Below are 24,106 nucleotides of genomic sequence, written 5' to 3' on the forward strand. Positions count from 1 at the left end.
CTCCCACGGGCTTGGTGTCCCAAAGGTGCATCGGTCTTCCATCCGCCACCGCACTTGCCACTACAGCTTCAAATACGGCATTTGGGAAGTTACAAAGGTGCCCGAAGGGCGGATGAGGGAGATATCTTCAGCAATATCAGGGTTTTCGCCGATCGGCATTCCTCCTGTAGAAGCCGCGGCCACCCCCTCATCGCCTGCCGGCACTTCTCCCCCTGGGGAGAAGCCGAAGTGTCCAAGGACAGGTCTTAACCGCCAGCGAGACAATGTGTGAATCTCGTAGGGACGGCGCCCGAGCATGACGAACGCGATGAAATTGAACGTCTGATCTTTGAGAGCTGAGCCCTCGATAAATGCCGTTCGACAAGACTGCCGCGTACTTTAATCCGGATCGCCCGGTTGCTCTAGCGCGGTGACTCGACCTTTCTAACCCGGCAGGCCGCATCGTTCGGGCCCGCCGGAAAGGGTGTGCTGCTTTCCAGCCGGTGTCGATGGGGCGCGATAGAGCGCGCGATGCCAAAGACTGTGCGCGGCTGGGTGCCGTTTCCAAAGACGCTGCAGTCGAAGGTAACGTCCAACGGCTGATCCCATTTGTTCTGGACGCTCACGACCACCTTGCCGCGATTGGGGCCGGCCGGTTCGAAGGTCAGCGCGAAGAGCACGATTCGGGGATCGTGGGAGCTGTTGGGGGCATAGTCTTCGCCAGTCGCGGAGGCGGGGCCGACCGAGGCGAAGCCCCCAACCAGCGTGGCGACGGCCAAAACAAGTCGCAGCGGATGTCTTTGCATCGAACGGAAGTCTCTCAAGCCTTGCCCGGCGCCCGAGACGCCTCGTTTACGGTTCGACTATTGTGACGGGGCAAACCTGCCCGGCGCTGTCCTGGCCTTTAAATGGTGGCCGTGACAGACGGCTTTTGGCCGGAAATCACTGCGCCTTGGCAAGGATGGACCGGGTGAGAGCGAGAACGGGGAGAATCCCGATCAGGACGATGAGAAGGGCCGCGACGGCCGAATCCTCGAAGGCCGAGCGCGAGGCGCTGGCATAGACGAAGGTCGCCAGGGTCTCGAAGCCGAAGGGACGCAGGAGGATCGTCGCCGACAATTCCTTGGCGGAATCGACGAAGACGAGCATGAAACCGGTCAGAAGCGCCGGCCGCATCAAGGGCAGGAGGATCGCCGTCAGGGTCTGGCCCGGAGACTTGCCGAGGGTGCGCGCGGCGTGGTCGAGATGGGGAGACAACTTGGCGAAGCCCGATTCCATCGAGCCGTAGCCCATCGCCATGAAGCGCACGCAGCAGGCATAGACGATGGCAAGGCCTGAACCGGACAGGAGAAGGCCGGTCGAGACGCCGAATTCGGCGCGCAGGAATGCGTCGAGGGCATTGTCGAAGGCGGCGAGCGGAATGAGGATGCCGATGGCCAGCACTGTGCCGGGCACCGCATAGCCGAGCGAGCCGACGCGCACGAGGGTCAAGAGCTTCTTGGAGCCAGTGATGCGCACGCCGTAGCCCATCAAAAAGGCCGCGAGAATCGTAACAAGGCCCGCGCACGATGCGACGATCACCGTCGTCTCGAGCGCGCTCCACAGGGCCGGGTCGGAGAACTGATCGAGGCGCTTCAGCGCATAGTCGCCGAGAATGATGGCCGGAATTCCGAAGCCGAAAGCGATCGGAAGGGCGCAAGCGAGCACCGCGCCAGCCGCATGCCAGCCGCTCAAGCGCAAATGGCCTTCCGCCGGCTTGTCGCCGCGCTGGATCGTGTAGCGCTGGTCGCGCCGCGCCCAGCGCTCGACGAGGACGAGGCAGACGATGACGACGAGCATGGCGAGGGCGAGTTGCGTCGCGCCCGCGAGATCGCCACGATTGAGCCAGGTCGAATAGACCGAGAAGGTCAGCGTGCGCACGCCGAGAAATTCGACGGCGCCAATATCGTTGACGGTCTCCATCAAGGCGAGGGCGACGCCGACGGCGATCGCCGGGCGCGCCATGGGGATGAGGACCCGGCGAAAGGCACCGAAGGGACTCGCGCCGAGGGTGCGGGCCACATCGGCGGCCTTGCGTCCTTGCATGACGAAGACCATGCGGACGGTCAGGAAAACGTAAGGGTAAAGGACGGAGGAGAGAATAAGGATCGCGCCGCCGAGCGAGCGGATTTCGGGAAAATAATAATCGCGCCGGGTGGCAAAGCCGAAAACGTCCCGGATCGTGGTCTGCACCGGGCCGGCGAAATGCAGAAACTCGGTGACGCAATAAGCGGCGATATAGGTCGGGACGGCGAGCGGCAGGACGAGCGCCCAGGCGAAGAAGCGCCGGCCGGGAAAGTCGAAACTCGCCGTCAGCCATGCCGTGACGACGCCGACGACCGCGGAAAGAAGGCCGACGCCGATCATCAAAAGCGCGGTGACCCGAACCGATTCGGGCAGAACCGTCGAGATAAGATGGGCCCAGTTGTCGCTGACCCCGGTCAGCGCAATGACGACGAGCGAGACGACCGGCATCACCGTCAGAGCGGCAATACCGATGGCGAGCGCCAGCCAGCGGGTTGGCGCCGTGCGTCCGGAGCGGCGTCCAAAGAGCCGCCAATCTGGCTTGAGCAAGGGAGATGTGGCCGACATTCACTCTTTCGCATAGCGGCCGGCGCCGAACCGTTCGGTAGTCCGGCGCCGGCTTTCATTGGTGGCGCTCTGCCGAGGCGAGGATTGCGTCAGCTCTGCGGGCCGCTGTCATAGGCGACTTCGTCGATGATGCGCGAGGCCTCTTCACGATGGCTGGCGATGTCGGAGAGCGAGATGTCGTCCGGGTTCAGCTCGCCGAAGCCTGCGACGAGGTCCGACGTCTCAATGCCCGGCTCCAACGGATATTCATAATTGAGATCCGCATAGATCTTCTGAGCTTCGTCCGAGGAGAGGAAGTTCATCAGCTTGATGGCGTTCTCGCGGTTCGGGGCGTTCTTCGCGAGGGCAACGCCGGAGATGTTCACATGGGTCTTGCCATTGTCGAAGGTGGGCATGATCACTTTGATGGCGTTCGCCCAATCCTTCTGCTCCGGCTCCTTCTCGTTCGTCGCCATTTTGCCGACGTAATAGGTGTTGCCGAGCGCAATATCGCATTCGCCGGCGAAGATCGCCTTGGCCTGGTCGCGGTCGCCGCCTTCGGGACGCCGGGCAAGATTGTCGCGCAGACCCGTCACCCACTCGCGCGCGGCATCCTCGCCATAATGCTCGATATAGGCGGCGATCAGCGCGATATTGTATTGGTGCTGGCCGGACCGTGTGCAGAGCCGGCCCTTCCACTCGTCGGATGCAAGATCCTGATAGGTCAGGGCGTCGGTGTCGACCCGGTCCTTGGAGGCGTAGACGACGCGGCCGCGCGCGGTCAGACCGAACCACTGGTGATCGGCATCCTGGAATTCGGCCGGAATATTCTCGTTGATCGCCTCGCCGGTCACAGCCTGGGTCACGCCCGCATCCTTGGCGGCGGCGAGCCGGCCGACATCCACCGTCATGATGAGGTCGGCGGGCGAATTGGTCCCTTCGGCGGCGATGCGCTGCTCGAGACCCTTGTCGATGAAGATCGTCGCCGTTGTGAGGCCCGTGTCCTTCGTAAAGGCATCGAGCACCGGCTGGATGAGCTCCGGCTGGCGGGAGGTGTAGATATTGACGTCCGCTGCGCAGGCGGCGGTCGCGGCGCCAAGAGCACTCGACAGGCCGAGCGCGGCGGTAGCGATCATCTTGAATCGGGTCATGGTCGTCACGGTCCTCGCGGTCAAAAGGCGATTGATTGGCGATCCGGGCAGCCGGTGATGAAGGCAAGGCCGTCATCGGGCGGTCCGTTGCCTGTCTGTGCCGTATCGCGCTGCGTTGAACAAGAAAAATAGCGATCAAATTCCAGTAATTTCAATGATTTGGAAGAATTCTAAAGTCAAACGATTCTAAAAATTGCCTCTTCCCATTGGTCTCGCTTGGAAAACGATCGAGGCCTGAGAGGATCATGTTCCGGCATGCCCCTTCATACACACGGGTCGAGGCCGCCAAGCGAGCGCCCAGCAGGCCCTGCGAGCGAAGAATGCGCATGGGCCGATGATGCCAGCGGCCCAAGATGCCGACGCATCCGGCTGCTGAACCGTTCAAGCGCCTACCGGGCTTATCTCCGCGACCACCGGTCAAACCGAAGGCCGTTTGCACGAGTGTGACGGATCGGGCCGGACGGAGCGCGAATAGAGGGGCTGATCGCGAGCGGCATGTCATTCGTCTCAGATTGAAAGGGTCCCATATCAATTTTTTTAAAGGGTTCAGATCAGTATGAAGGCCGATCTAACGGAGGGTCATGTCCGTGTTTCGCCGCTTCTGTGCCTCGAGAAATGGAAATGTCGCGATGCTGTTCGCCTTGGCTGTGCTGCCTTTGATGGCATGTGTCGGCTTTGCGACGGATTATGGACTCGCCGTAAATTACGAAGGCGAGATGCAGCTCTCGGCCGATGTCGCGAGCGTCGGAGCGATCTCTATCGGATCGAAAGGCTTCGAGGCGGCTTTGGCGCAGCAATCTCCTGGCCGGGTCACCGCCGCCGAAGAGCAAGCCCGTCTGCTCTTCATGCATAATTTCCAAAGGCGGGGCGAGGACGATTTCGAGATCACTCCCGTCGTCGAGAGAAAAGCGGACCGGGTTGTTTCGACGATCAACTACAGAATTAAAGTGCCAACCCTTTTCGGAGCGTTTTACGGCAAGGCTGACATGGAAATTCACGGCCGATCGATCGCGGAAATCGAGATTGCCAAAGCGATCGATTTCTACATGCTCTTGGACAACACACCCTCGATGGGGGTTGGTGCCACGCAGTCCGACATCGATAAGATGGTCGCGAACACAGATGATAAGTGCGCTTTTGCATGCCACCAGACCAACACGACAAACAATTATTACAATCTGGCAAAATCGCTGGGCGTGAAGATGCGCATCGATGTCGTGCGCACCGCGACCCAGCGATTGACGGAGACCGCCGAGAAAAGTCGCCAGAAGGCGGACCAGTATCGGATGGCGGTCTACTCCTTCGGGGCAAGAGCGGAGACGATGGGCCTGACGCCGATCGCAACATTGTCCAGCAATATGACGCAAGTCCGCAGCCAAACAGCGTCTTTGGACCTGATGACGATCCCATATCCGAACTATTTCGACGATCAATTGACCGCTTTCGACGATACCCTCAAAGCTTTGAAGACTGTAATCCCCACCCCGGGGAGCGGCTATGGCGGCGACGAGCCGGACAAATATATGTTTTTCGTCAGCGACGGCGTCGCGGACCATGCCAAAGGCATCTATTGTACCAAAAGAACAACGCCGCGGAGCGTGCGCTGTCAGGAGCCGATCGATACGAAATATTGCGATCAGATCAAGAAAAAGGGCATTAAGATCGCCGTTCTCTATACGACATATCTGCCGCTGCCAACGAATGGCTGGTACCGTGACTGGATCATGCCGTTCCAGAACCAGATCGCGCCTCAGATGCAAGCCTGCGCAAGCCCCGGCCTCTTCTTCGAGGTAAGCCCCAGCCAGGGCATTGAAGCGGCCATGAAGGCGCTGTTCGAGAAGACGATCGCAAGCGCCCACTTGACCCATTAGGTGGAATTGGAGTTCCCCCAGTTCTGCGGACAGTTATGGGTCTATACTCTGTGACGCGGCTATGACGCTCCTTTCGTATTCGATCGGTGATCTGTAGCCGAGGGCTGGATGGCGGCGACCGGGATTGTCGCAGCCCTCGATGCGGCTGCGGCGGACCATCAAACAATGCAATTCGTTTGAGGGAATCCCGGCAATGAAAGATCAATCCGAACACGCTTTTTCCGCTGATGGGCGCAACCGGGCAAATCGATAAACTGGTCTTGGCAAATTTGTCATTGGCGCGTCAGAATCGCGCATCCCACCTTGGTCTCGTTAGCATCAATCGAGACAAGGAGACGACTTCATGAGCCGCTTTCTGACCGCGCTTCAGGCCCGCAAGGCCGTCATCGAGCAGCGGATCGAGGATGAGCTACGCCGCCCCATGCCTTGCAGCCTAAGGCTGGGAACACTGAAAAAGCTCAAGCTCCAGCTCAGGGATCAGATGCAATCGCTGGAGCGGCTCAATCGAGGCTCTCCGATCGCAGTTTGACGGTCGGTTGAAGGGCAGCGGGCGCCGCCGGGCGCCCTCTGCTTCGATCGAGACGGCTTTCAAGGGCCGTTTTTTTAAGCAGTTTCTTAGGCGAAGAGCTTGGCGTTTTCCTCGCGCAACACGTTCTTCTGCACCTTGCCCATGGTGTTTCGTGGTAGTTCGTCGACGAAGACGATGCGCTTGGGCTGTTTGAACTTGGCGAGCCTATCCTTGAGCTGGTCAAGAAGCGCCTTCTCTTCCAGCATTTCCTTCGCAACGACGACACCAACGACGCCTTCGCCGAAATCGGGATGGGGCACGCCGATCACCGCGCTTTCGACCACGCCGGGAAGCTCGTCGATCGCAAGCTCCACTTCCTTCGGATAGACGTTGTAGCCACCGGTAATCACGAGATCCTTGCCGCGACCGACGATGGTCACATAGCCGTCCTCGTCGATCAGGCCGAGATCGCCTGTGATAAAATAGCCGTCCTCGCGAAATTCCGCCTTGGTCTTTTCCGGCATCTTCCAATAGCCCGAAAAGACGTTCGGCCCCTTCACCTCGATAACGCCGATCTCGCCGGTGGGAAGGCGCTCGCCGCTCTTCTCATCGACGATCCGAAGCTCGCATCCCTTCAGCGGAAAGCCGACCGTTCCGGCCCGCCGTTCGCCTTCGAGTGGGTTGGATGTGTTCATATTGGTTTCGGTCATGCCGTAGCGTTCGAGAATACGCTGACCGGTGCGCGCTTCGAAGGCCCTGTGCGTTTCGGCCAAAAGCGGCGCCGAGCCGGAGGTGAAGAGACGCATATGCGCTGTCGTCTCCCGGTTCAGTCGCTCGTCGGCTAGAAGCCGCGTATAGAAGGTCGGAACCCCCATCATCGAGGTCGCCTGCGGCAAATATTGGAAGACCGTGTCGGGGTCGAATTTGGGCAGGAAGATCATCGAGCCGCCGGCGATCGTCACTGTGTTGGAGGCGACGAAAAGGCCGTGGGTGTGGAAGATCGGCAAAGCGTGAAGAAGGACGTCGTCCTGGGTGAAGCCCCAGGTTTCTTCCAGAACCTCGGCATTGGACAGAAGGTTCTCATGCGAGAGCATCGCGCCCTTGGAGCGCCCGGTCGTGCCCGACGTATACAGGATCGCGGCCAGATCGACCGCGCTTCGCTCGATGGTCGAAAAGGTCGCGTCTGCGCCGAGCGTCTTGTCGCTCAAGGAGCCGGCGCTGGCATCGGGGCTCGTCCAGACGCCGAGTGTCTCGATCACCGCGCCTGCCTTCTCGGCGATCGGCGCAAGCGCCTCGCGCTTCTTCGGATCGCAGACGAAGATCGCCGGTGTCGCATCGGTGAGGAAATAGTCGATCTCGGCCGGGGTATAGGCGGTGTTGAGCGGCAGGAAGACGCCGCCGGCCCGCACCGTGCCGAGATAGAGCATCAGGGCCTCGATCGACTTTTCGACCTGAACAGCGACCCGGTCGCCGGGCTTCAGGCCGAGCGCGACAAGGGTGCTCGCAAAGCGTGCCGAGACCTCCTCCACATCCCGATAGGAATAGGTCCGTCCGTCCGGCATCAGGGCGAAGCGCCGCTCGGGCGCTTTTCGGCCCTTTGCAAGGAGACCGTCGAAGAGGTGGTTCGTCATGCTACGTCCTTCATCGAATGCGGGCCGGCGCCGGCCGGCAAGAGGCTCGTGACCGCCCGGCTTGCCGCGATCTCCTGGCCATCGGCATAGGCTTCGTGGCGCTGTTCGACCCTTGCGAGGTCATAGAGATAATTGACCATCAGCCCATGGGCCTGGGAGAGCCCGGTCGGCGAGATATCGCCGAGATGCATGATCCGGTTGAGGATCGCGCCATTGCCGAGATGGAACCGGGCGACCGGGTCGACCGGCTGGCCGTCGGAGCGCTTGGCGCGCAGGAAATAGCGGGCGGCCAGCGACAGGAGACCGTCTCGCGCCTCCTCGGCGAGTTCGGTTTCGAAGGCCCATTCGGCGTCGAAGGCCAAGCCTTGATCCGCGACGATGGCGATCGCCGCCTTCTCCTCCGGCGTGAACCCCTCGACCACGTCTTCGGGCAGCCGTTTCAGCCAGGCCGCGAAACCCGGCACCGGCGAAAGCGTAACGAAGGTCTTGAGATTCGGCAGGCTGTCCTTCAGGTCCGAGGCCACCTGCTTGATCAGGAAGGAGCCGAAGGAGACACCGGCAAGGCCCTTGTGGCAGTTGGAGATGGAATAGAACACCGCCGTGTCGGTCGAATGGGCTGGAAGCGCCGCGCGATCTTCCGCCAGCACCGCGCCGATCGAGGCAGGAATGTCTCGCGTCAAAGCCACTTCGACGAAGATCAGTGGATCGTCCGGGATCGAGGGATGGAAGAAGGCAAAGCAGCGCCGATCAGACGGGGCGAGGCGATCACGCAACGCGTCCCAGTCGTCGATCGCATGGACTGCCTCGTAGCGGATGATCTTCTCCAGAATATTGGCCGGCGTCGTCCAATCGATGGGTCTGAGAACCAGAAAGCCGCGATTGAACCAGGACTGGAAGAGATGCCGGAAGTCGAGATCAACAGGCGCGAAGGTTTCGCGGTCGCTTTTTAACAGCGGCAGGAGGCGTTCGCGGAGCTTGACCAGTTCGGCCGTGCCACCCGGCGCCAGATTGAGACGCCGGAACAGCTCCTGGCGCGGCGGCTCGGCGAGCTTCTGGAGCACCGAGAGCGTTTTCGGCGACGGATCCTTCGCATAGGCCTCGGCCGCGGCCTTCAATGCCGGAGCCTCGGGCGAGAACTCCTCGGCGAGCGCGCGGAAGAAGCGTTCGGTGCCGGCTTCATCGAGCGCCCTCAAGCCGCCGAGGATTTCGCTCGCCATGCGAACGCCCGTCGCCTCACCCTTCGAGCGCACGAGCTTGGCGCAGAGCGCCGTCAACTCGGTCACCGGCACCGGCTGGTTCTCGGCCCGCTCCCCGAACCACGTCCGGGCCCCGAGCGAGGAGAGAAGATCGGAGAGAAGCGAGACGCGGCTCATAGGGACGGTCCCATGACGAGATCGGGCAGGAACAGCGCGATCTGTGGGAAGAGGCAGAGCGTGACGATGCCGAGCACCATGCAGATCACATAAGGCAGCGAGCCGCGCAGGATGGCGCCCAGCGAAATATCCGGCGCAATCCCGTTGATGACGTAGAGATTGAGGCCGACCGGCGGGGTGATGAGGCCGATCTCCATATTGATCGTCAGAATGACGGCGAACCAGTAGGGATCGAAACCGGCGCCGGTGATGATCGGGAGAAGGATCGGCGCGGTCATCAGGATGACCCCCACAGGGGGCAGGAAGAAGCCGGCCACCAGAAGGAAGACATTGACGACGCCCATCAGGACCCAGCGATTGACCTCCATGGCCGCAATCGCGCCGGCGATCGACTGGGTGATGAAGAGCGAGGAGAGCGCGAAAGCGAAGAGCTCCGAGGCGCCGATGATCAGCATGATCATGACGCTTTCCTTCAAGGTGTCGCGCAGGATCACCGGCATCTGGCGGAACTTCCAGCTCTTGGAGAAGATGCCGTAGACCACCGCGACAAGGATCAGGCAGAACAGGGCGCCGACGCCCGCCGCCTCGGACGGCGTCGCGACGCCGCCATAGAGAACGTAGAGTACGCCGACGATGATCGCCAGGAAGGGCAGGACGCGGGGCAGGGCGGCAAAGCGCTGCTTCATGGTGAAGCGCTCGGTCAGCTCCGACAGGCCGAGACTCCGGCGCTTGCAGGCGATGATCGTCCAGATCATGAAATAGATGGTCAGCATGAGCCCCGGCAGGAGCCCGGCGAGAAAAAGCCGTCCGATCGAGGTCTCGGTCGCGATGCCATAGACGATCATCGTCACCGAGGGCGGGATCAGGATGCCAAGCGTGCCGCCGGCCGCGATCGATCCGGCCGCGATTTCGGACGGATAGCCGCGCTTGCGCATTTCCGGAATGCCCATCTTGCCGATCGCCGCGCAGGTGGCGGGCGAGGAGCCGGAAAGGGCCGCGAAGATCGAGCAGGCGCCGAGATTGGACAGGACGAGGCCGCCCGGCACGCGGTTCAGCCAGCGATCCAGCGCCTCATAAAGGTCGCGACCGGCCGGCGAGGAGGCGACCGCCGCGCCCATCAGAATGAACATCGGGACGGAGACGAGGGAGAAGGAGGCGAAATAGCCGAAGAACTGCTCGCCGACCGTCTCCAAAAAGAAGGCGCCATAGACCGCGAACAAAGCGCCCATGGCGACGAGGCCGAGGGCAAAGGCGATGGGCGTCCCCACGGCCAGAAGCGCAAAGAGCGCGACCAGCATGGCGAGACCGGACATCAACGGGCTCATGAGCGCGGCTCCGCGGTGGTTTCGGAAAACAACGCCGTCTGATGGGCGAGCGGCGCGTCCGGATCGGTCGCGCCATCGAGGGCGAGCCGCATCATCTCGGCGATATATTGAAGGAAGAGGACGACCATGCCGACCGGAAAGGGCAGGAGCGGCATCCAGAGCGGCACCGCCCAGACCGTTTCGGAGGTCCAACCATTCACCCAGGCTTCCTCGAAGTGATACCAGCCGGCATAGGCGATGAGGCCGACAAAGATCATCGAGGCGAGGCCCGACAAGCCTTCGAGCACGCCTCTCAGCTTGGGCCCGGCCGAGAGCTGCCACAGATCCACATTGACATGACCTTTGACGAGCAGGGTCCAGGGCGCGCCCAGAAAGGTCGCCGCGACGATCGCATAGGTGGTGTATTCGGTCTGCCAGACGGTCGATTGGTTCAGCACATAGCGCACGAAGACCATGTGGCTGACCGAGAAGACCGCCGAGAGCAGGAACAGCGCCGCCACGATGCCGAGGGCGCGGGAGACGGCGGATATGGCGGAAATATACGCGCGCATCAGGCGGTAAGCTCCGGTTGGGGCAATGGCTGATCGAGGGCGTCGAAGACGGAGGGAGTGGGGTCGCGGGTGACGGGCGGCGGTCGAGCCGTGTTCCCTCGACGCCTGAGCAAGCTCGTCATCCTTCAGTCGGTAGAAGAGCCATTCGAAACATCGGCCGCCGCTTCAAACGACGCGGAGGCCATGAAAACGGCTTGGTGTTTCGAAGGCTCATCCGCTGTTCGAGCGGACGAGCCCTCAGCTTTCGGAAGGCCCGGAAGCTCTCAGCCCCTATTCGACCGCCAAAGCTTCGTCGATCAGCTTCTGGCCGTTCGGCACCTTCTCGGCGAAGTTCTTGTAAGAGGTCTCCTTGGCGATCTCGAGCCAAGCATCGTAGTTCTCCGGGGACATCTCGACGACTTCGACGCCTGCCTTCTTATAGGTGTCGACAAGGGTCTGATCGAGCTTCTCGGCCTCGCCCGCGAAATAGTCCTCGGCCTTCTGGCCGGCGTCCATCAACGCCTTCTGCTGCTCCTCGCTCAAGCGATCGAAGGAGCGCTTGGACATCAGGATCGGCTCATACATGAACCAAAGCGCGTTCTCGCCCGGCGCCGTCAGGCATTTGGAAACTTCGTAGATTCGGTAGGAGACGAGCGAACCCGACGAGGTGTTGGCCCCGGTCAGAACGTTCTGCTGCATGCCGGTGTAGATTTCCGAGGAGGGCATCGACGAGATCGAGGCACCCGCGCCGACCAGCATTTCCTCAAAAGCCGGACCCGCAGCGCGCAATGTCTGGCCCTGGGCGGTATCCGGCGAAGTGATGCACTTTTCGGACGAGACGAAGCCGCCGGCAAGCCAGGCGTCGGACAGGACGATGGCGCCCGAATCCTCGATGATCTTCTTGATGTCGTCCATGAAAGGCGAGTCGTTCAGCCGCTGGGCGCGCTCATGGCTGCCGACGAGACCCGGCATCAGGGTTGCGGAAAATTCCGGATGGCGGCCCGAGGCATAGTCGAGCGGGAAGGCGGTGATATCCACCTGACCCTTGGTCACGGCGCCCCATTGATCCTTCGCCTTGAACAGCGACTCGCCGGGGAAGACCTGCATGGACAGGCCGACGCCGGCCTTTTCGATCTCCTTGCCGATCATCTGGACCATTTCATCGCGAACATCGCCCTTGCCGCCGGGCCACTGGTGAGACGCCCTGAGCATGACGTCCTGCGCCATCGCGCTGGATGCCATGAGCGCAAGGCCGACGCCGGCCGACAGAAATGCTGTGGTCTTCATGAGATGTCCTCCCGTTTGATTGTCGCGCCTCCCAGCACGTCGTCAGCAGGCAATAGGAACTTGCATGCAGTGTCAAGCCTATTGTATACAAGATATGATCTATCGCACACGATCGGGGAATTGGCATGGAGCAGGGCCGGGGGACGCAATCGAGCCGATCGGTTCCAATGGCCACATCCGAGCCGGGTCAGTATGAGGGTGCCGAGAGGGTCGAGCGATCCGAACGCCGTGTCCGTCGAGGAGACATTCGCGACGCCATCGAGCAGGACATTCTGACGGGTCGTTCGCGCCCCGGCGAAAAACTCGACGAACAGGCGCTCGCCCGTCGCTTCGACGTCTCACGGACACCGGTTCGCGAGGCGCTTCAGCAACTCGCCTCGGTCGGCCTGATCGAACTCAAGCCCAATCGCGGCGCCTTCGTGCGCGAGGTCTCGATCGGCGAACTCATCCAGATGTTCGAGGTGATGGCCGAGCTCGAAGGCATGGCCGGACGGCTTGCCGCGCGCCGGGCCGGGGAGGGCACCATCCGGCGGATCCGCGAGCTCCTCTTAGCCTGCGAGACCGCCGCCGCCTCACGCGACACCGATGCTTATTATGCCGAGAACGGTCGCTTTCACGCCGCGATCTACGAGGCCTGCGGCAACGCCTTTCTCGCATCGGAAGCCAGCCGCCTGCATCAGCGGCTCAAGGCCTATCGCCGCCTGCAGCTTCGGGTGCCCAAACGCATGGAGCAGTCGCTCGCCGAGCATAGGCGGATCGTCGAGGCGATCGAAAGTGGCGATGCGGCGCTTGCCGAGCGGGAGCTGAAGGATCACATCGCGATCCAGGGCGAGCGTTTCGCCGATTTCGTGGCCAGTCTCTCGGTGCGCGACGCCGCCGAGTAGAAAACGATGGGCGATGGAAGCCGTCCGCGAATCGGCTTAGACGAGGAGCGATCTCCTGGCCGCGCGCCGGCTGTTCCTCCACGTCTTCGCAAAGTGCCGCCTCATGCCCTTTTCGCTCGCCACCTGGAACATCAATTCCGTCCGCCTGCGTGCCGGTCTGGTCGAACATTTCCTGAAGAGTGAGGCGCCGGACGTCCTGTGTCTGCAGGAGACCAAGTGCCCGAACGACCAGTTTCCGGAAAAGACCTTCAAGGCGCTTGGCTATGAGCACATCGCCATTCATGGGCAGAAGGGCTATCACGGGGTCGCGACCTTTTCGAAGCGACCTTTCGAGGACATCGTCCGGCAGGATTTCTGCGAGGTGGGCGATGCCCGTCATCTTTCCGTGCGGATCGATATCGACGGGAAGAAAGTTCGCATCCACAATCTCTATGTGCCCGCCGGCGGCGACGAGCCCGACCCGGAGATCAATCCGAAATTCGCCCACAAGCTCGCCTTCGTCGAGGAGATGCGGCGCATGCGGGCGGGTGGCGAGCCGGGCGTCTCCGCGCTTCTGTGCGGTGATCTCAACATCGCTCCTTACGAGACCGACGTCTGGTCCCACAAACAGCTCCTCAAGATCGTCTCCCATACGCCCGTCGAGACCGAAGGGCTCATCCGGGCCATGAACGAAGGCGAATGGGTCGATCTCATGCGCCGGCATATTCCGATGGAAGAGAAGATCTTCACCTGGTGGAGCTACCGGGCGAAGGATTGGGCGGCCTCCAATCGCGGCCGCCGCCTCGACCATGTCTGGGGCTCGGCGGACCTGGCCGACAAGCTCGCACATGTGACCGTCCATACCGACGCGCGTGGCTGGGAAAAGCCCTCCGACCATGTGCCGGTGGTGGCGCGCTTCGATCTCTGACGAGGCGAGCCGCGAATTACCGGATTTCGTAGCGTGAGAAGCCGGTCCTTTGAAGGAAAATGGGCGCCGATGCCGAACGATCTTCAGACGTTGAGACAGCGCTATCCGGGCGCTGAGACCTTCAAATTCGGCGACAGCGCCGCCTTGAGCGCAACCCTATTGTCCCTAGTGCGCTCCGGAAAGAAGGTCGCAACTTGCGGCGCGCTGCGCGATTACGGGAACGGCGAGCCCATGCCCGTCATCGGGCGGCGGGACATCGCTCTCGAATGGGACGATACGCCCGCCCTCGTCATCGAGACGGTCGAATTGGTTCAGTGCCGTTTCGACGCGGTGAGCGAAGCCATGGCCTTGGCCGAAGGCGAGGACGACAGCCTAGAAGGCTGGCGTGAAGGGCATCGCCGCTATTTCGAGCGCAATGGCGGCTTTGCTCCGGACATGCAGATCGTCTGGGAGCGATTTTCTCTTGTCGAAGATCTGCGGTGAGGTGGCCCGAGAGCGCCGGGCGAAAAGTGGATGCCGGCTTTTTCGATAACCCGTAGCGTTATCAGAGGCTTGGGAGCGTCAGATGATCCTGATTCATCGTCTGACGCTCCAGCTGCGCTAAGCCCGGTGCCGTGATCAGTTCGAAGCCCAGGGCCCGTGCTGGTTCTCGCTGCCGTCGTCCAGGCGCTTGAAGCCATGGAGGCCGAAGAAGTCGCGCTGGCCCTGGATCATGTTGGCCGTGCCGCGCGCCGTGCGCATCGTATCGAAATAGGCGAGCGCCGAGCTCAGCGCCGGGATCGGTAAGCCCTTGGCCATGGCCGTCACGACCACATGCCGCAAGGCCCCTTCTGTCGCCTTCAAGCGGTCGGCGAAGAGGGGCGAGGCCATCAGGCTGCGGCCTGGCTGTTCGGCGAGCGCCGTTGCCATGTCGTCCAGCATGCCGGAGCGGATGATGCAGCCCTCGCGCCAGACCTTGGCGATGCCCGGCAGATTGTCGTCCCAGCCGTTTTGGGCAAAGGCCGTGGCGATCATGTCGAAACCTTGCGAATAGCAGAGGATCTTGCCGCAGATGAGCGCCGCCTCCAGCTTGTCGAGCGGTATCGAAGCACTGTCGACGCCCTGTGGCGCGGCGCCGAACACATCCTGCAGATCGCGCCGCTGGCCGCGCCGGGCCGACATGTTGCGGGCGGCGACAGCCGCTTCGATCACCGGCACGATGGAGGCCAGATGCTGGGCCTCGATCGCGGTCCAGCGGCCTGTGCCCTTCTGGCCGGCCGCATCCTCGATGATGTCGAGAAGCGGCCCGCCGCTCGCCGCGTCTTCGGTATGGGCGACCTTGCCGGAAATCTCGATGAGATAGGACTGCAGCACGCCCTCGTTCCAGCGATCGAAGACGTCGCCGATCTCAGAGGCACCGAGCCCCAGCCCGTCGCGCATGATGCCATAGACTTCGGCGATCAACTGCATATCGGCATATTCGATGCCGTTATGGACCGTCTTGACGAAATGGCCGGCGCCGGCCTCGCCCATCCAGTCGGCGCAGGGCTCGCCCTCGTGCTTAGCGGCGATCGCCTTGAGGATCGGCGCGACCCGCTCCCAATTCTCCTTGGCGCCGCCGACCATGATCGAGGGGCCATGCCGTGCGCCTTCCTCGCCGCCGGAGACCCCGACGCCGAGAAACGGAAACTTCACGTCGCGCATCCGCCGCGTGGTGTCGTTGAAATTGGCGTTTCCCGCGTCGATGATGAGATCGTCAGGGGCGAGATAGGGTTCGAGATCGGCGATCTGTTGGTCGACCGGCGCGCCGGCCGGCACCATGAGAATGATGGTCCGCGGTCGCTCGATCGCGTTGACGAACGCTTCGAGGCTCTCGCAAGGCGTGATGCGGGAGGCGAGATCGCCCGCCTCGACAACGAAATCCTTGGTCTTTGCCGTGGTCCGGTTCCAGACCGCGATGTCATATCCCTTCTCGGCGATGTTGAGCGCAAGCGCCGATCCCATCGTCCCGAGGCCCATCAATCCGATCTGACTTGCGCTCACGGTCTGTGGACTCCTTCGATTGTCATGCTGATGCAATGCCGTTTGAGGCGGTGATGTAGAGGTCGTTCCCGATCGGGCCAATAAGACGGCCCGTGACGCGAAATTCGATCGATCGCTTTGTGGGACCGGATTTGGATGAGGCGGAAGCGCTGACATGAGGTGCGATCCTGCACCGGACGACTGTGCCGGACACGGGATCGCAGATGTCTGCGCACCGGTTCTCAACGGCGCGAGCGGGGGCCAGCGTTCTTTGCGCCACCCTCGGGACAAAACTTCGGTTTCAGGCGGCCTTCGTGAAATCGATCTGCGCCTTGACGGCTTTCGAGCGGTCGCCAGCCGTCTCGAAAGCTTCGATAGCCGCATCGAGCGCGAAGGTCTGGGTGATGAAGGGTTTGACGTCGATCAGCCCCTTTTGCATCAGGCTGACGCCGGTGAAGAACTCGTCATGAAAGCGGAACGAGCCCTTCAGACTAAGCTCCTTGGCGGTCATCGCCTGGACGGGGAGCTGCATGTCGCCGCCGAGGCCGAGCTGCACGATCGTGCCCCCTGGACGCATGGCCGGGATCGCGCCCTTCAGCGCTGGGGCTGCGCCTGAACATTCGAAGAGGACGTCGAAGGTGCCTTTCTCGGCGGAATAGGCGGCAAGATCGTCGCCATTCGTCGCCATGTTGATGGTGACGTCGGCGCCGGCCTTCTTCGCCATGTCGAGGGTGAATTCGCCGAGATCGGTGGCAACGATCAGATCGGCGCCAGCGCGGCGGGCTGCGAGGATCGACAGGATGCCGATCGGGCCGCAGCCGGTGACGAGGACCGATTTGCCGAAGATCGGCCCGGCTTGGCGCACGGCATGGAGCGTGACGGCGAGCGGTTCGGCCATGGCGGCCTCGCCCGGTGTCAGGCCGTCCGCCGGTGCGCATTGAATGGCATTGGCGATGAGCGATTGGCGGAACGCGCCCTGAATATGCGGGAAGGGCATGGCCGAGCCGTAAAAGCGCATATTGAGGCATTGATTATACATCGCTTCGCGGCAAAAGCGGCAGTGCCCGCAAGGCCGGGAAGGCGAGATCGCCACGAGTTGGCCCTCGTGAAGACCGGTGACGCCGTCACCCAGGGCGGCGATATGACCCGAGACCTCATGGCCGAGAATCATCGGCTCCTTCAGTCGCACGTCGCCGAAGCCGCCATTGTGGAAATAATGCAGGTCGGAGCCGCAGATGCCGCCTGCCGCCATCGCGATCCTTACCTCGCCGGGGCCAGGCGTCTCTTCGGGACGATCCTCGATCCTCAGATCCTTGGCGGCGTGGATGACGATGCTCTTCATGATGTCCTCTCGACTGGCAGGCGAAGACCGTGCCCCCTTAACCGCCCGAGCGCTGAGCGGCTCGAAGCATGCGGGCTGTTCCCGGATCGCCTCCGTTTCGACCCATCGCGCGCCGGTTTCAAGTCTTCAGCTTCGATGATCGGTGCTAAATCGCGCTCACGGCGACGCGACAGGCTTTGGAAGGGCTCTTGAACGCGCTGTCGGCAGCTGGCTGATGGACGGTTGCGGTTTGGCGCATATTTCCGCAAACCGGCACGCACTGGCACCCGGCTGGCGAAGGGCCAACCGTGATATCGTTAGCCGGGAAACGATTCGGGCGAGCCGACCAAGAAATGGAGACAAGGCGATGAGTTTGAAACTGTTCGATCTGACGGGCAGGCGCGCCCTTGTCACCGGGTCTTCGCAGGGGATCGGAGAGGCCCTGGCAAAAGGTCTGGCCGCAGCCGGCGCCGAAGTGATCCTGAACGGACGAGACCCCGACAAGCTCGCCAAGGCGGCCGATGGGCTGCGCAAGGAGACCGGCCGCAGTGTCCATGAACTTGCCTTCGACGTGACCGACCACGCGGGCGTCCGATCTGCGATCGACGGCTTCGAGGCGAGCGTCGGGTCGATCGACATCCTGATCAACAATGCCGGCATGCAGCATCGCGGCGCGCTCGAAGAGTTTCCCGCCGAGGCCTTTGAAAGGCTTCTGCAGACCAATATCGCCTCTGTCTTCCATGTGGGCCAAGCCGTGGCGCGCCACATGATCGGGCGCGGTAAGGGCAAGATCGTCAATATCTGCTCGGTGCAGACGGCCCTCGCTCGGCCCTCCATCGCCCCCTATACGGCGACCAAGGGCGCCGTCGCCAATCTGACCAAGGGCATGGCGACCGACTGGGCGAAATATGGCCTGCAATGCAATGGCCTTGCGCCCGGCTATTTCGAGACACCGCTCAATCAGGCGCTCGTCGACGATCCGAGCTTCACCGCATGGCTCGAAAAGCGCACCCCGGCCGGCCGCTGGGGCAAGGTGGAAGAACTGGTCGGAACCGCGATCTTCCTCTCCTCGGAGGCATCATCCTTCGTCAACGGCACGACCATCTTCGTCGATGGCGGCATTACGGCGTCCCTATGACGGGCCATCGGATCGTCGTCATGGGGGTCGCCGGCTGCGGCAAGAGCAGCGTCGCGTCCCTTCTCGCCAAGCGGATCGGCGGTCGCTATGTCGATGGCGACACGCTTCATTCCCAATCCAATATCGACAAGATGGCGGCTGGCACGCCTTTGACCGACGCCGATCGTTGGCCTTGGCTGGAGACGGTCGGCGACGTCTTGAAGGATGAGGGGACGGTGATCGCTTGTTCGGCGCTGAAGCGCGCCTATCGCGACGTGATCCGAGAGCATGCCGGGGCCGAGGTGACCTTCCTCTATCTCAAGGGAAGCCGCGATGTGCTGCTTGAGCGCATGGCGGCCCGCCAGCGCCATTTCATGCCGGTCTCGCTTCTCGACAGCCAGCTGGAAACCCTGGAAGAGCCAGGCCCGGACGAACATGCGATCACGATCGACATCGAACCGAGCGTGCCGGAAATCGTCGGCGAATTCGTGAAAATGCTCGAAGAGGGCAAGGCTTAAGGTCGGCCTTTCGCGCCAGCGGGTGCCGGCGGTCGGTGCCCGCTGCCCCCCTCAGTCGCCCGATCCGACGCCTTCGCCGCCCGGATCGACGAGGTCGGTGAGCAGAACCTCGACGTCGCTGTCATGGCCCGCTTTCACGTCGAAGGTGCGCTGATAGACCTTCTGCCGGTTGCGGGCGGAAATGACATATTCGCCCTCGGCGAGCACCATCGAGGGGAAAGCGCCGACGCTTTCGCGCAGGACGTCGCCCGACATGGAGGTGATCGTCCAGGCCGTGTCGGCGATCGCTTCGCCGCCATGGTCGCGCACCAGCTTCATGGTCAGATAGGCAGCCCTGTGCTGGAGGGTCGCCTCGGTCAGCTTGCCGGCTTCCACCTTGATGTCGGCCTGGGTGCGCGCATTGACCGAGCCATAGGTCGAGACGACGTGATAGGTGCCGGCATTGAGGCGAACGACCTGGCCCGGCGGTACGTCGCTCGCCACCAATTCGCGCTCGCCGTCCTGCGGTTCGGCGGTATAGATGTCGAAGCGCAGCCGCGACCGGTTGGCCGCCTCGCTCTTGGGCGCGATGGTGGCATCGAGCTTGAGGCCCCCGGCGCCGATCACCACGACCTCCTTCGAGCTGATGCCGGAGAAATCGATGCGCTTCACGACGCCGGAGCGGCCAAAGGCGGCATGGACGATATAGCCGCCCGCCGGCACGTCGAAGCTTGGGGTCGGCGCCTCGGACGTCGCGACGAGGAAGGGGCGCCCATCGAGCGAGGGAACCGCCGAGAACAGGCGCCACAACACGCCGCCGGGAATCGGTTCGCCATCGGCGGTCAGCTTTGCTTCGAGCCGCAATTCAGCATTCGGCCGAAACTGTTGTGGGTCGAGCTTTCGCTGCGGCGCATAGGCGGGAAGGTTCGGCAGGTCGATCTCGGTCGAAAGACCGGGCAGCGCGCCCGGGCGTTCAGGCAGGGCGATCGGATCGAAGGAGCGCAGCGCTTTCAGCTGCGGCACGCCGACCTCCTCGGCCCGGGGGACGAGTTCGTTCGCTGAAGGGGAGACGTAGCTGCCGGGCTTTTCGTTACCGCGTCCGAAGACCTCGCCCATTCCGCGATCGAGAATCTGCGGGATCGGGATCGATTGGGTCGCCCCCGGTTCGATGCCAAGGACGAGTAACGCCGACATGATGAGGACGAGCCGAGCGCATCGCATCTCTCGTTCAGGTCCTTCCCTTGCCTTGACCACTGCCTGTTCGACCATCGCCTCGACGGTCTTGCACCACCCGAAGTTCGGCGCGCTATGCGACCGGAGAATGGCATGATCGGGGCCGCGTCGCTTATATGCAGACTTGATGACGCTCCCTCGCGCGTTATAGCGCCAAGTGCGGTCGATCGACCACACCCCTTCCTGCCATTCTGCGAAGAAGGCCTTCCTCTTGTCCGACATTCTCCATTATCTCAAGACCCGCCGGTCGGTGGCGATCCCGTCTCTCGCCGCGCCGGCGCCCGAAGCGCAGGATCTCGAAGACATCCTGACCGTTGCCGCGCGTGTGCCCGATCACGGAAAGCTCGCCCCCTGGCGCTTCATCCTGATCCGAGGCGATGGCGCCGTTATCGCCGGCCGCCGTCTCGCCGATCTCGTCGAACGCCGGGAGGGCTCGCTCTCCGAGACCCGGCGGCGTGTCGAGGAGACCCGTTTCACGCGGGCGCCGCTCGTCGTCGCGGTCGTCTCGACGGCGGCCGAGCACGTCAAGATCCCCGTCTGGGAACAGCAGCTCTCGGCCGGCGCCGTCTGTATGAATTTGATCCACGCCGCCTATGCCAAGGGGTTCGGCGCCAATTGGGTCACCGAATGGGTGGCCTATGACGACGAGGCCAAGGCGATCCTCGCAATCGGGGAGGGCGAGGCAGTCGCCGGCTTCATTCATCTCGGACGCCCGACCGAAACCCTGTCGGATCGGCCCCGCCCGGCGCTCGCCGACGTGGTTCGTGAGATCGGCCCCGACGGCGAAGCGGGAGAGGCGACTCTATGACCTTGTTCTGGACCACCGACACCAATGATCACGGCCTGCCGCACGACCCGTTCAAGGCGATCGTCTCGCCCCGGCCGATTGGCTGGATTTCGACGCGGGCTGCCGATGGGTCGGTCAATCTTGCGCCTTACAGTTTCTTCAACGCGATCAGTGACAATCCGAAACTCGTGATGTTCTCCTCCGCCGGCATGAAGGATGCCGCGAGTGCGGCGATCGAGGCCGGGGAATTCGTCTGCAATCTGGCGACCAAGGATCTGGCTCGCGCCCTCAACAAGACCTCGGCGCCGGCCCCGCGCGGCGTCAGCGAATTTCAGATCGCCGGCCTCACGGAAGCCGAATGCCGCATCGTCAAGGCGCCGCGCGTCGCCGAGAGCCCAGCCGCCCTCGAATGCGTCGTTACCGATCACTTCCATCCCAAGAGCCGGACCGGCCGTTCCGGCAATGTCGCCGTCATTGGGGAAGTGGTCGGCATCCATCTCGATGAACGGGTTCTGAAAGACGGCATGATCGATATGGCACTGGCGGCGCCGCTCTCGCGGCTCGGCTATCTCGACTATGCGGTCGCCGACGACGTTTTCCAGATGCACCGACCCCGCAAGCCGGATGGCAGCGACGTCTGACCCGAGCCGACGCTTTCGAGGTCGTGTCGAGCGATCGCCCTCGGCGACCATCGTGCAGGGCCATCGAAGCGCGGGCCTCGGCGCTTTCTTGAAAATCTATGAAGCGCCGGGGTGATCGGTCGTCATGGTAAACCAAGCCTTAAGCCTTTTCGGGCCATTCTTCGGTCATGATGATAGGACCGGAAGAGCTGGAAGGGCCAATGATCGTCGAGCGTTTCGTTTCATGGTGCGAGACCGCCTCCAGTACACAGCGTGTGCAGGGGACGAAGCTCCTGGTGCGTGCGCTGACCGAGGGGCGTGTGCCGGATGCCGAACGCAAGGCGGCGGATGAGGCGATGCTGCGGCTCGCGCAGGACCCGTCCACCGCCGTTCGCCGGGCCCTGGCCGAAGCGGTTGCCGAAACCGATTGCGCGTCTGACGCCGTCGTCTCGACGCTGGCCCGCGACGTCGACAGCGTGGCGGCACCGATCCTGGCCACTTCCCTGCGGATCGCGGACACTGATCTGATCGATCATTTCGCCGATGGAAGCGTCAGAACCCGCGCTGCGATCCTCGACCGCCCGCGCCTGTCCATTCGTCTCTGCGCTGCGATCGCAGAGCTTTCGACGCCTGATGAGGCGGCGAGACTTCTCGCCCATCCGGCTGCCCGGATCGCGGCGACCACGCTGGCGCGGCTAGCTGAGCGCCATGGCGACGCATCGGACGTTCGTGGCGGTCTTCTCGCCCGCGCCGATCTGCCCGTCGCCACGCGGCAGACGCTCATTCTCGCGTCAGGCGAAGCGCTGCAATCCTGCGGTCTCGTCATTCACAGCCTCGGTCGCCAGAAAGCCCGACGCCTGACGGCGGAGGCCTGCGAAAAGGCGACCGCGATCCTCGCCGACTCGGCCGGGCCGCAGGAAAATGCGGCGCTGGTCGAGCATCTCCTGCAATCGGACCAGCTTTCGGTCGCGCTGCTTCTTCGCTTCGTCTGCGACGGTCAGCTCGATATCTTCTCCCATGCGTTGGCGCGGCTTGCCGGCGTCAGCGAGGCGCGGGTGCGCCCGATCCTGGCCGAGGGACGCGCACGGCCTTTTGCCTCCATCGCAGCCCGGGCGGGTCTGCCGGCCGATTGCGTGCCGCTCTTCGTCAGCGCGATCGAAATTTGGCGTGAGATCGCCGAGACCGGCGAGCCGGTGGCCGCCTCCCGCGTGCCGGAGCGGATGATGAACCGCCTTGCAAGGGGCGATGGGTCGTCAGCCGGGCCGGCCGGTCTGACCGCCGCCATGGCTTTTCTCCGCCAGCTCGCGCAGGGCGCATCGGCGCCGGTCTTCAAACGCACCGGCAGCGCCGGCGCGTTGGCTCAGGCGTCTTGAACCCCGCAGCTTGAACACGTCTCGCGAACCGCGAGGCCTGTCGTCAGTAACGGAACTGTTCGGCGAGGATGCGCTCGTCCCAGCTATGCTCTTCGTCGAAGAGGATCCGGCAGCGATCCGACATGCTCTCGCGGATGGTCACGCGGCGCACCGATTTGACCTCTTGGGCGTCGGCGACCGCGTTGACCGGCCGCTTATGGGCTTCGAGCGTCACGATCTCGACCGTCTGGTGATTGGGCAGCAGCGCGCCGCGCCAGCGCCTCGGCCGGAAGGGCGAGACGGGGGTCAGGGCCAGCAAGGGGGCCTCGATCGGAATGATCGGTCCCTGGGCCGAGAGATTATAGGCGGTCGAGCCGGTGGGCGTTGCCACCATCACGCCGTCGCAGACGAGTTCCTCCAGCCGCAGCTTGCCGTCGACCCGAATTTCGAGACGCGCCGCCTGATAGGACTGGCGGAAGATCGAGACCTCGTTGATCGCCAAGGCTTCGCGGATTTCGCCATGCTCGTCCTCGGCGGTCATCGAGAGCGGATGGATCCAGTTCTCCACCGCCGCGGCCAGACGCTCGCGAAGACCCTCCTCCCGATATTCGTTCATCAGGAAGCCGATCGTGCCGCGATTCATGCCGTAGATCGGGATACTGGAATTCATGAAGCGGTGCAGGATATGCAGCATGAACCCGTCGCCGCCGAGCGCGACGACGACTTCCGCCTGGTTCGGATCTTCCTGCCCATAAAGGGCTTTCAGGCGATTGGCCGCCTCGGTGGCTCCGGGAGCCTCGCTCGCCAGGAAGCTGATCGATCGCACCCGCTCGGACATGGCCTCGCCTTCGCTTTTCTCCACCCCGCGCCCTCTTTCGAGGCGCTGTCCTGGACGGGTAGCATGTGGAGAGGCCTCGCGCATCGCCTCGTTCGTCAGGCTCTGCGCGAAGGACTCATGGAAGCGCGACGGCGAAAGCTCCGCAGCCGCATGATCCTGGGATCATAGGGTATCCGGCCGATCGGGCCGGTGCCCCATCGAAGCCGGCGCGGCCTTCAGCATGTTGAAATCAGCCATGGCGAAGCGACGAAACCGACTTCGTATCAGTCGTCCTGATTGAGACC

General features: G+C 62.9%; 22 protein-coding genes. 10 read left to right on the top strand and 12 right to left on the bottom strand.

Translation table 11 applies throughout. From position 1 onward, the window contains the following. Positions 1–401: 401 nt before the first annotated feature. The 3 genes from B9A15_RS08705 to B9A15_RS08715 all read right to left on the bottom strand — a co-directional run bounded on the left by B9A15_RS08705 (position 402) and on the right by B9A15_RS08715 (position 3,740). Entirely contained in the window at positions 402–785 is a 384-nt protein-coding gene (locus tag B9A15_RS08705) for a hypothetical protein (protein ID WP_084409670.1), read from the bottom strand. Positions 786–921: 136 nt separating this feature from the next. Beyond that, entirely contained in the window at positions 922–2,610 is a 1,689-nt protein-coding gene (locus B9A15_RS08710; protein ID WP_084409671.1) for an ABC transporter permease, read from the bottom strand. Positions 2,611–2,699: 89 nt separating this feature from the next. Further along, a complete protein-coding gene (locus B9A15_RS08715; protein WP_425292951.1) occupies positions 2,700–3,740 on the bottom strand; it encodes a Fe(3+) ABC transporter substrate-binding protein in 1,041 nt (346 codons plus the stop codon). Between the two features lie 581 nt (positions 3,741–4,321). Between B9A15_RS08715 and B9A15_RS08720 the strand changes: the two genes are divergently transcribed. Beyond that, the gene (locus B9A15_RS08720; protein WP_084409672.1) at positions 4,322–5,611 is read left to right on the top strand and encodes a TadE/TadG family type IV pilus assembly protein; all 1,290 of its coding nucleotides are present in this window, start codon (positions 4,322–4,324) and stop codon (positions 5,609–5,611) included. Between the two features lie 343 nt (positions 5,612–5,954). Next, a complete protein-coding gene (locus tag B9A15_RS08725; RefSeq protein WP_084409673.1) occupies positions 5,955–6,140 on the top strand; it encodes a YdcH family protein in 186 nt (61 codons plus the stop codon). A gap of 86 nt (positions 6,141–6,226) precedes the next feature. Here the strand turns inward: B9A15_RS08725 and B9A15_RS08730 are convergent, their stop codons facing one another. The 5 genes from B9A15_RS08730 to B9A15_RS08750 form a co-directional block, all read right to left on the bottom strand. Then, positions 6,227–7,750: a malonate--CoA ligase gene (locus B9A15_RS08730; protein WP_084409674.1), complete on the bottom strand. Its 1,524-nt coding sequence runs from the start codon at positions 7,748–7,750 to the stop codon at positions 6,227–6,229. Beyond that, positions 7,747–9,123, bottom strand: coding sequence for a malonyl-CoA decarboxylase (locus tag B9A15_RS08735; protein WP_084409675.1), 1,377 nt, complete (start codon positions 9,121–9,123; stop codon positions 7,747–7,749). Before B9A15_RS08735 ends, B9A15_RS08730 begins: the two co-directional genes overlap by 4 nt. Continuing rightward, positions 9,120–10,448, bottom strand: a complete 1,329-nt coding sequence (locus tag B9A15_RS08740) for a TRAP transporter large permease (protein WP_084409676.1) — start codon at positions 10,446–10,448, stop codon at positions 9,120–9,122. Before B9A15_RS08740 ends, B9A15_RS08735 begins: the two co-directional genes overlap by 4 nt. Next, positions 10,445–10,999 carry a TRAP transporter small permease subunit gene (locus B9A15_RS08745; protein WP_084409677.1) on the bottom strand — a complete coding sequence of 185 codons (555 nt, stop codon included), beginning with the start codon at positions 10,997–10,999 and terminating at the stop codon, positions 10,445–10,447. The genes B9A15_RS08740 and B9A15_RS08745 overlap by 4 nt, the downstream gene beginning before the upstream one ends. Before the next feature lie 270 nt (positions 11,000–11,269). Then, positions 11,270–12,265 (bottom strand): TRAP transporter substrate-binding protein, encoded by a 996-nt coding sequence (locus tag B9A15_RS08750; protein ID WP_084409678.1) that lies wholly within the window; start codon positions 12,263–12,265, stop codon positions 11,270–11,272. Between the two features lie 167 nt (positions 12,266–12,432). Here B9A15_RS08750 and B9A15_RS08755 point away from each other — a divergent pair, with 167 nt between their 5' ends. The 3 genes from B9A15_RS08755 (at position 12,433) to B9A15_RS08765 (ending at position 14,539) form a co-directional block, all read left to right on the top strand. Next, positions 12,433–13,149, top strand: coding sequence for a GntR family transcriptional regulator (locus tag B9A15_RS08755; RefSeq protein ID WP_084409679.1), 717 nt, complete (start codon positions 12,433–12,435; stop codon positions 13,147–13,149). Between the two features lie 103 nt (positions 13,150–13,252). After that, the gene (xth, locus tag B9A15_RS08760) at positions 13,253–14,056 is read left to right on the top strand and encodes an exodeoxyribonuclease III (RefSeq protein ID WP_084409680.1); all 804 of its coding nucleotides are present in this window, start codon (positions 13,253–13,255) and stop codon (positions 14,054–14,056) included. Between the two features lie 69 nt (positions 14,057–14,125). Next, a complete protein-coding gene (locus B9A15_RS08765; RefSeq protein WP_084409681.1) occupies positions 14,126–14,539 on the top strand; it encodes an ASCH domain-containing protein in 414 nt (137 codons plus the stop codon). A gap of 135 nt (positions 14,540–14,674) precedes the next feature. Here B9A15_RS08765 and gndA read toward each other — a convergent pair whose 3' ends face one another. Together gndA and B9A15_RS08775 are read right to left on the bottom strand one after the other, a co-directional pair. Next, entirely contained in the window at positions 14,675–16,078 is a 1,404-nt protein-coding gene (gene gndA, locus B9A15_RS08770) for an NADP-dependent phosphogluconate dehydrogenase (RefSeq protein ID WP_210190490.1), read from the bottom strand. Between the two features lie 280 nt (positions 16,079–16,358). After that, complete coding sequence (locus tag B9A15_RS08775; protein WP_084409683.1) at positions 16,359–17,399, bottom strand: L-idonate 5-dehydrogenase; 1,041 nt, start codon at positions 17,397–17,399, stop codon at positions 16,359–16,361. A gap of 346 nt (positions 17,400–17,745) precedes the next feature. Here B9A15_RS08775 and B9A15_RS08780 point away from each other — a divergent pair, with 346 nt between their 5' ends. Both B9A15_RS08780 and B9A15_RS08785 read left to right on the top strand, forming a co-directional pair. Further along, positions 17,746–18,516 (top strand): SDR family oxidoreductase, encoded by a 771-nt coding sequence (locus B9A15_RS08780; RefSeq protein ID WP_084409684.1) that lies wholly within the window; start codon positions 17,746–17,748, stop codon positions 18,514–18,516. Continuing rightward, positions 18,513–19,013 carry a gluconokinase gene (locus tag B9A15_RS08785; protein ID WP_244556864.1) on the top strand — a complete coding sequence of 167 codons (501 nt, stop codon included), beginning with the start codon at positions 18,513–18,515 and terminating at the stop codon, positions 19,011–19,013. The genes B9A15_RS08780 and B9A15_RS08785 overlap by 4 nt, the downstream gene beginning before the upstream one ends. A gap of 51 nt (positions 19,014–19,064) precedes the next feature. On the opposite strand, the gene B9A15_RS08790 is transcribed toward B9A15_RS08785, so the two are convergent. After that, positions 19,065–20,213: a hypothetical protein gene (locus tag B9A15_RS08790; protein WP_084409685.1), complete on the bottom strand. Its 1,149-nt coding sequence runs from the start codon at positions 20,211–20,213 to the stop codon at positions 19,065–19,067. Positions 20,214–20,436: 223 nt separating this feature from the next. Between B9A15_RS08790 and B9A15_RS08795 the strand changes: the two genes are divergently transcribed. The 3 genes from B9A15_RS08795 (at position 20,437) to B9A15_RS08805 (ending at position 23,005) form a co-directional block, all read left to right on the top strand. Beyond that, positions 20,437–21,033, top strand: coding sequence for a nitroreductase family protein (locus B9A15_RS08795; RefSeq protein WP_084409822.1), 597 nt, complete (start codon positions 20,437–20,439; stop codon positions 21,031–21,033). Positions 21,034–21,035: 2 nt separating this feature from the next. Further along, entirely contained in the window at positions 21,036–21,653 is a 618-nt protein-coding gene (locus B9A15_RS08800; RefSeq protein WP_084409823.1) for a flavin reductase family protein, read from the top strand. Positions 21,654–21,853: 200 nt separating this feature from the next. Beyond that, on the top strand, positions 21,854–23,005 hold the full coding sequence (locus B9A15_RS08805) for a DUF2336 domain-containing protein (protein WP_139798290.1): 1,152 nt from the start codon (positions 21,854–21,856) through the stop codon (positions 23,003–23,005). 43 nt (positions 23,006–23,048) lie between these two features. On the opposite strand, the gene B9A15_RS08810 is transcribed toward B9A15_RS08805, so the two are convergent. Next, positions 23,049–23,846: an NAD kinase gene (locus tag B9A15_RS08810; RefSeq protein ID WP_280173786.1), complete on the bottom strand. Its 798-nt coding sequence runs from the start codon at positions 23,844–23,846 to the stop codon at positions 23,049–23,051. Positions 23,847–24,106: the final 260 nt, after the last annotated feature.

Source organism: Fulvimarina manganoxydans, from assembly GCF_900176465.1.
Classification (GTDB): Bacteria; Pseudomonadota; Alphaproteobacteria; order Rhizobiales; family Rhizobiaceae; genus Fulvimarina; species Fulvimarina manganoxydans.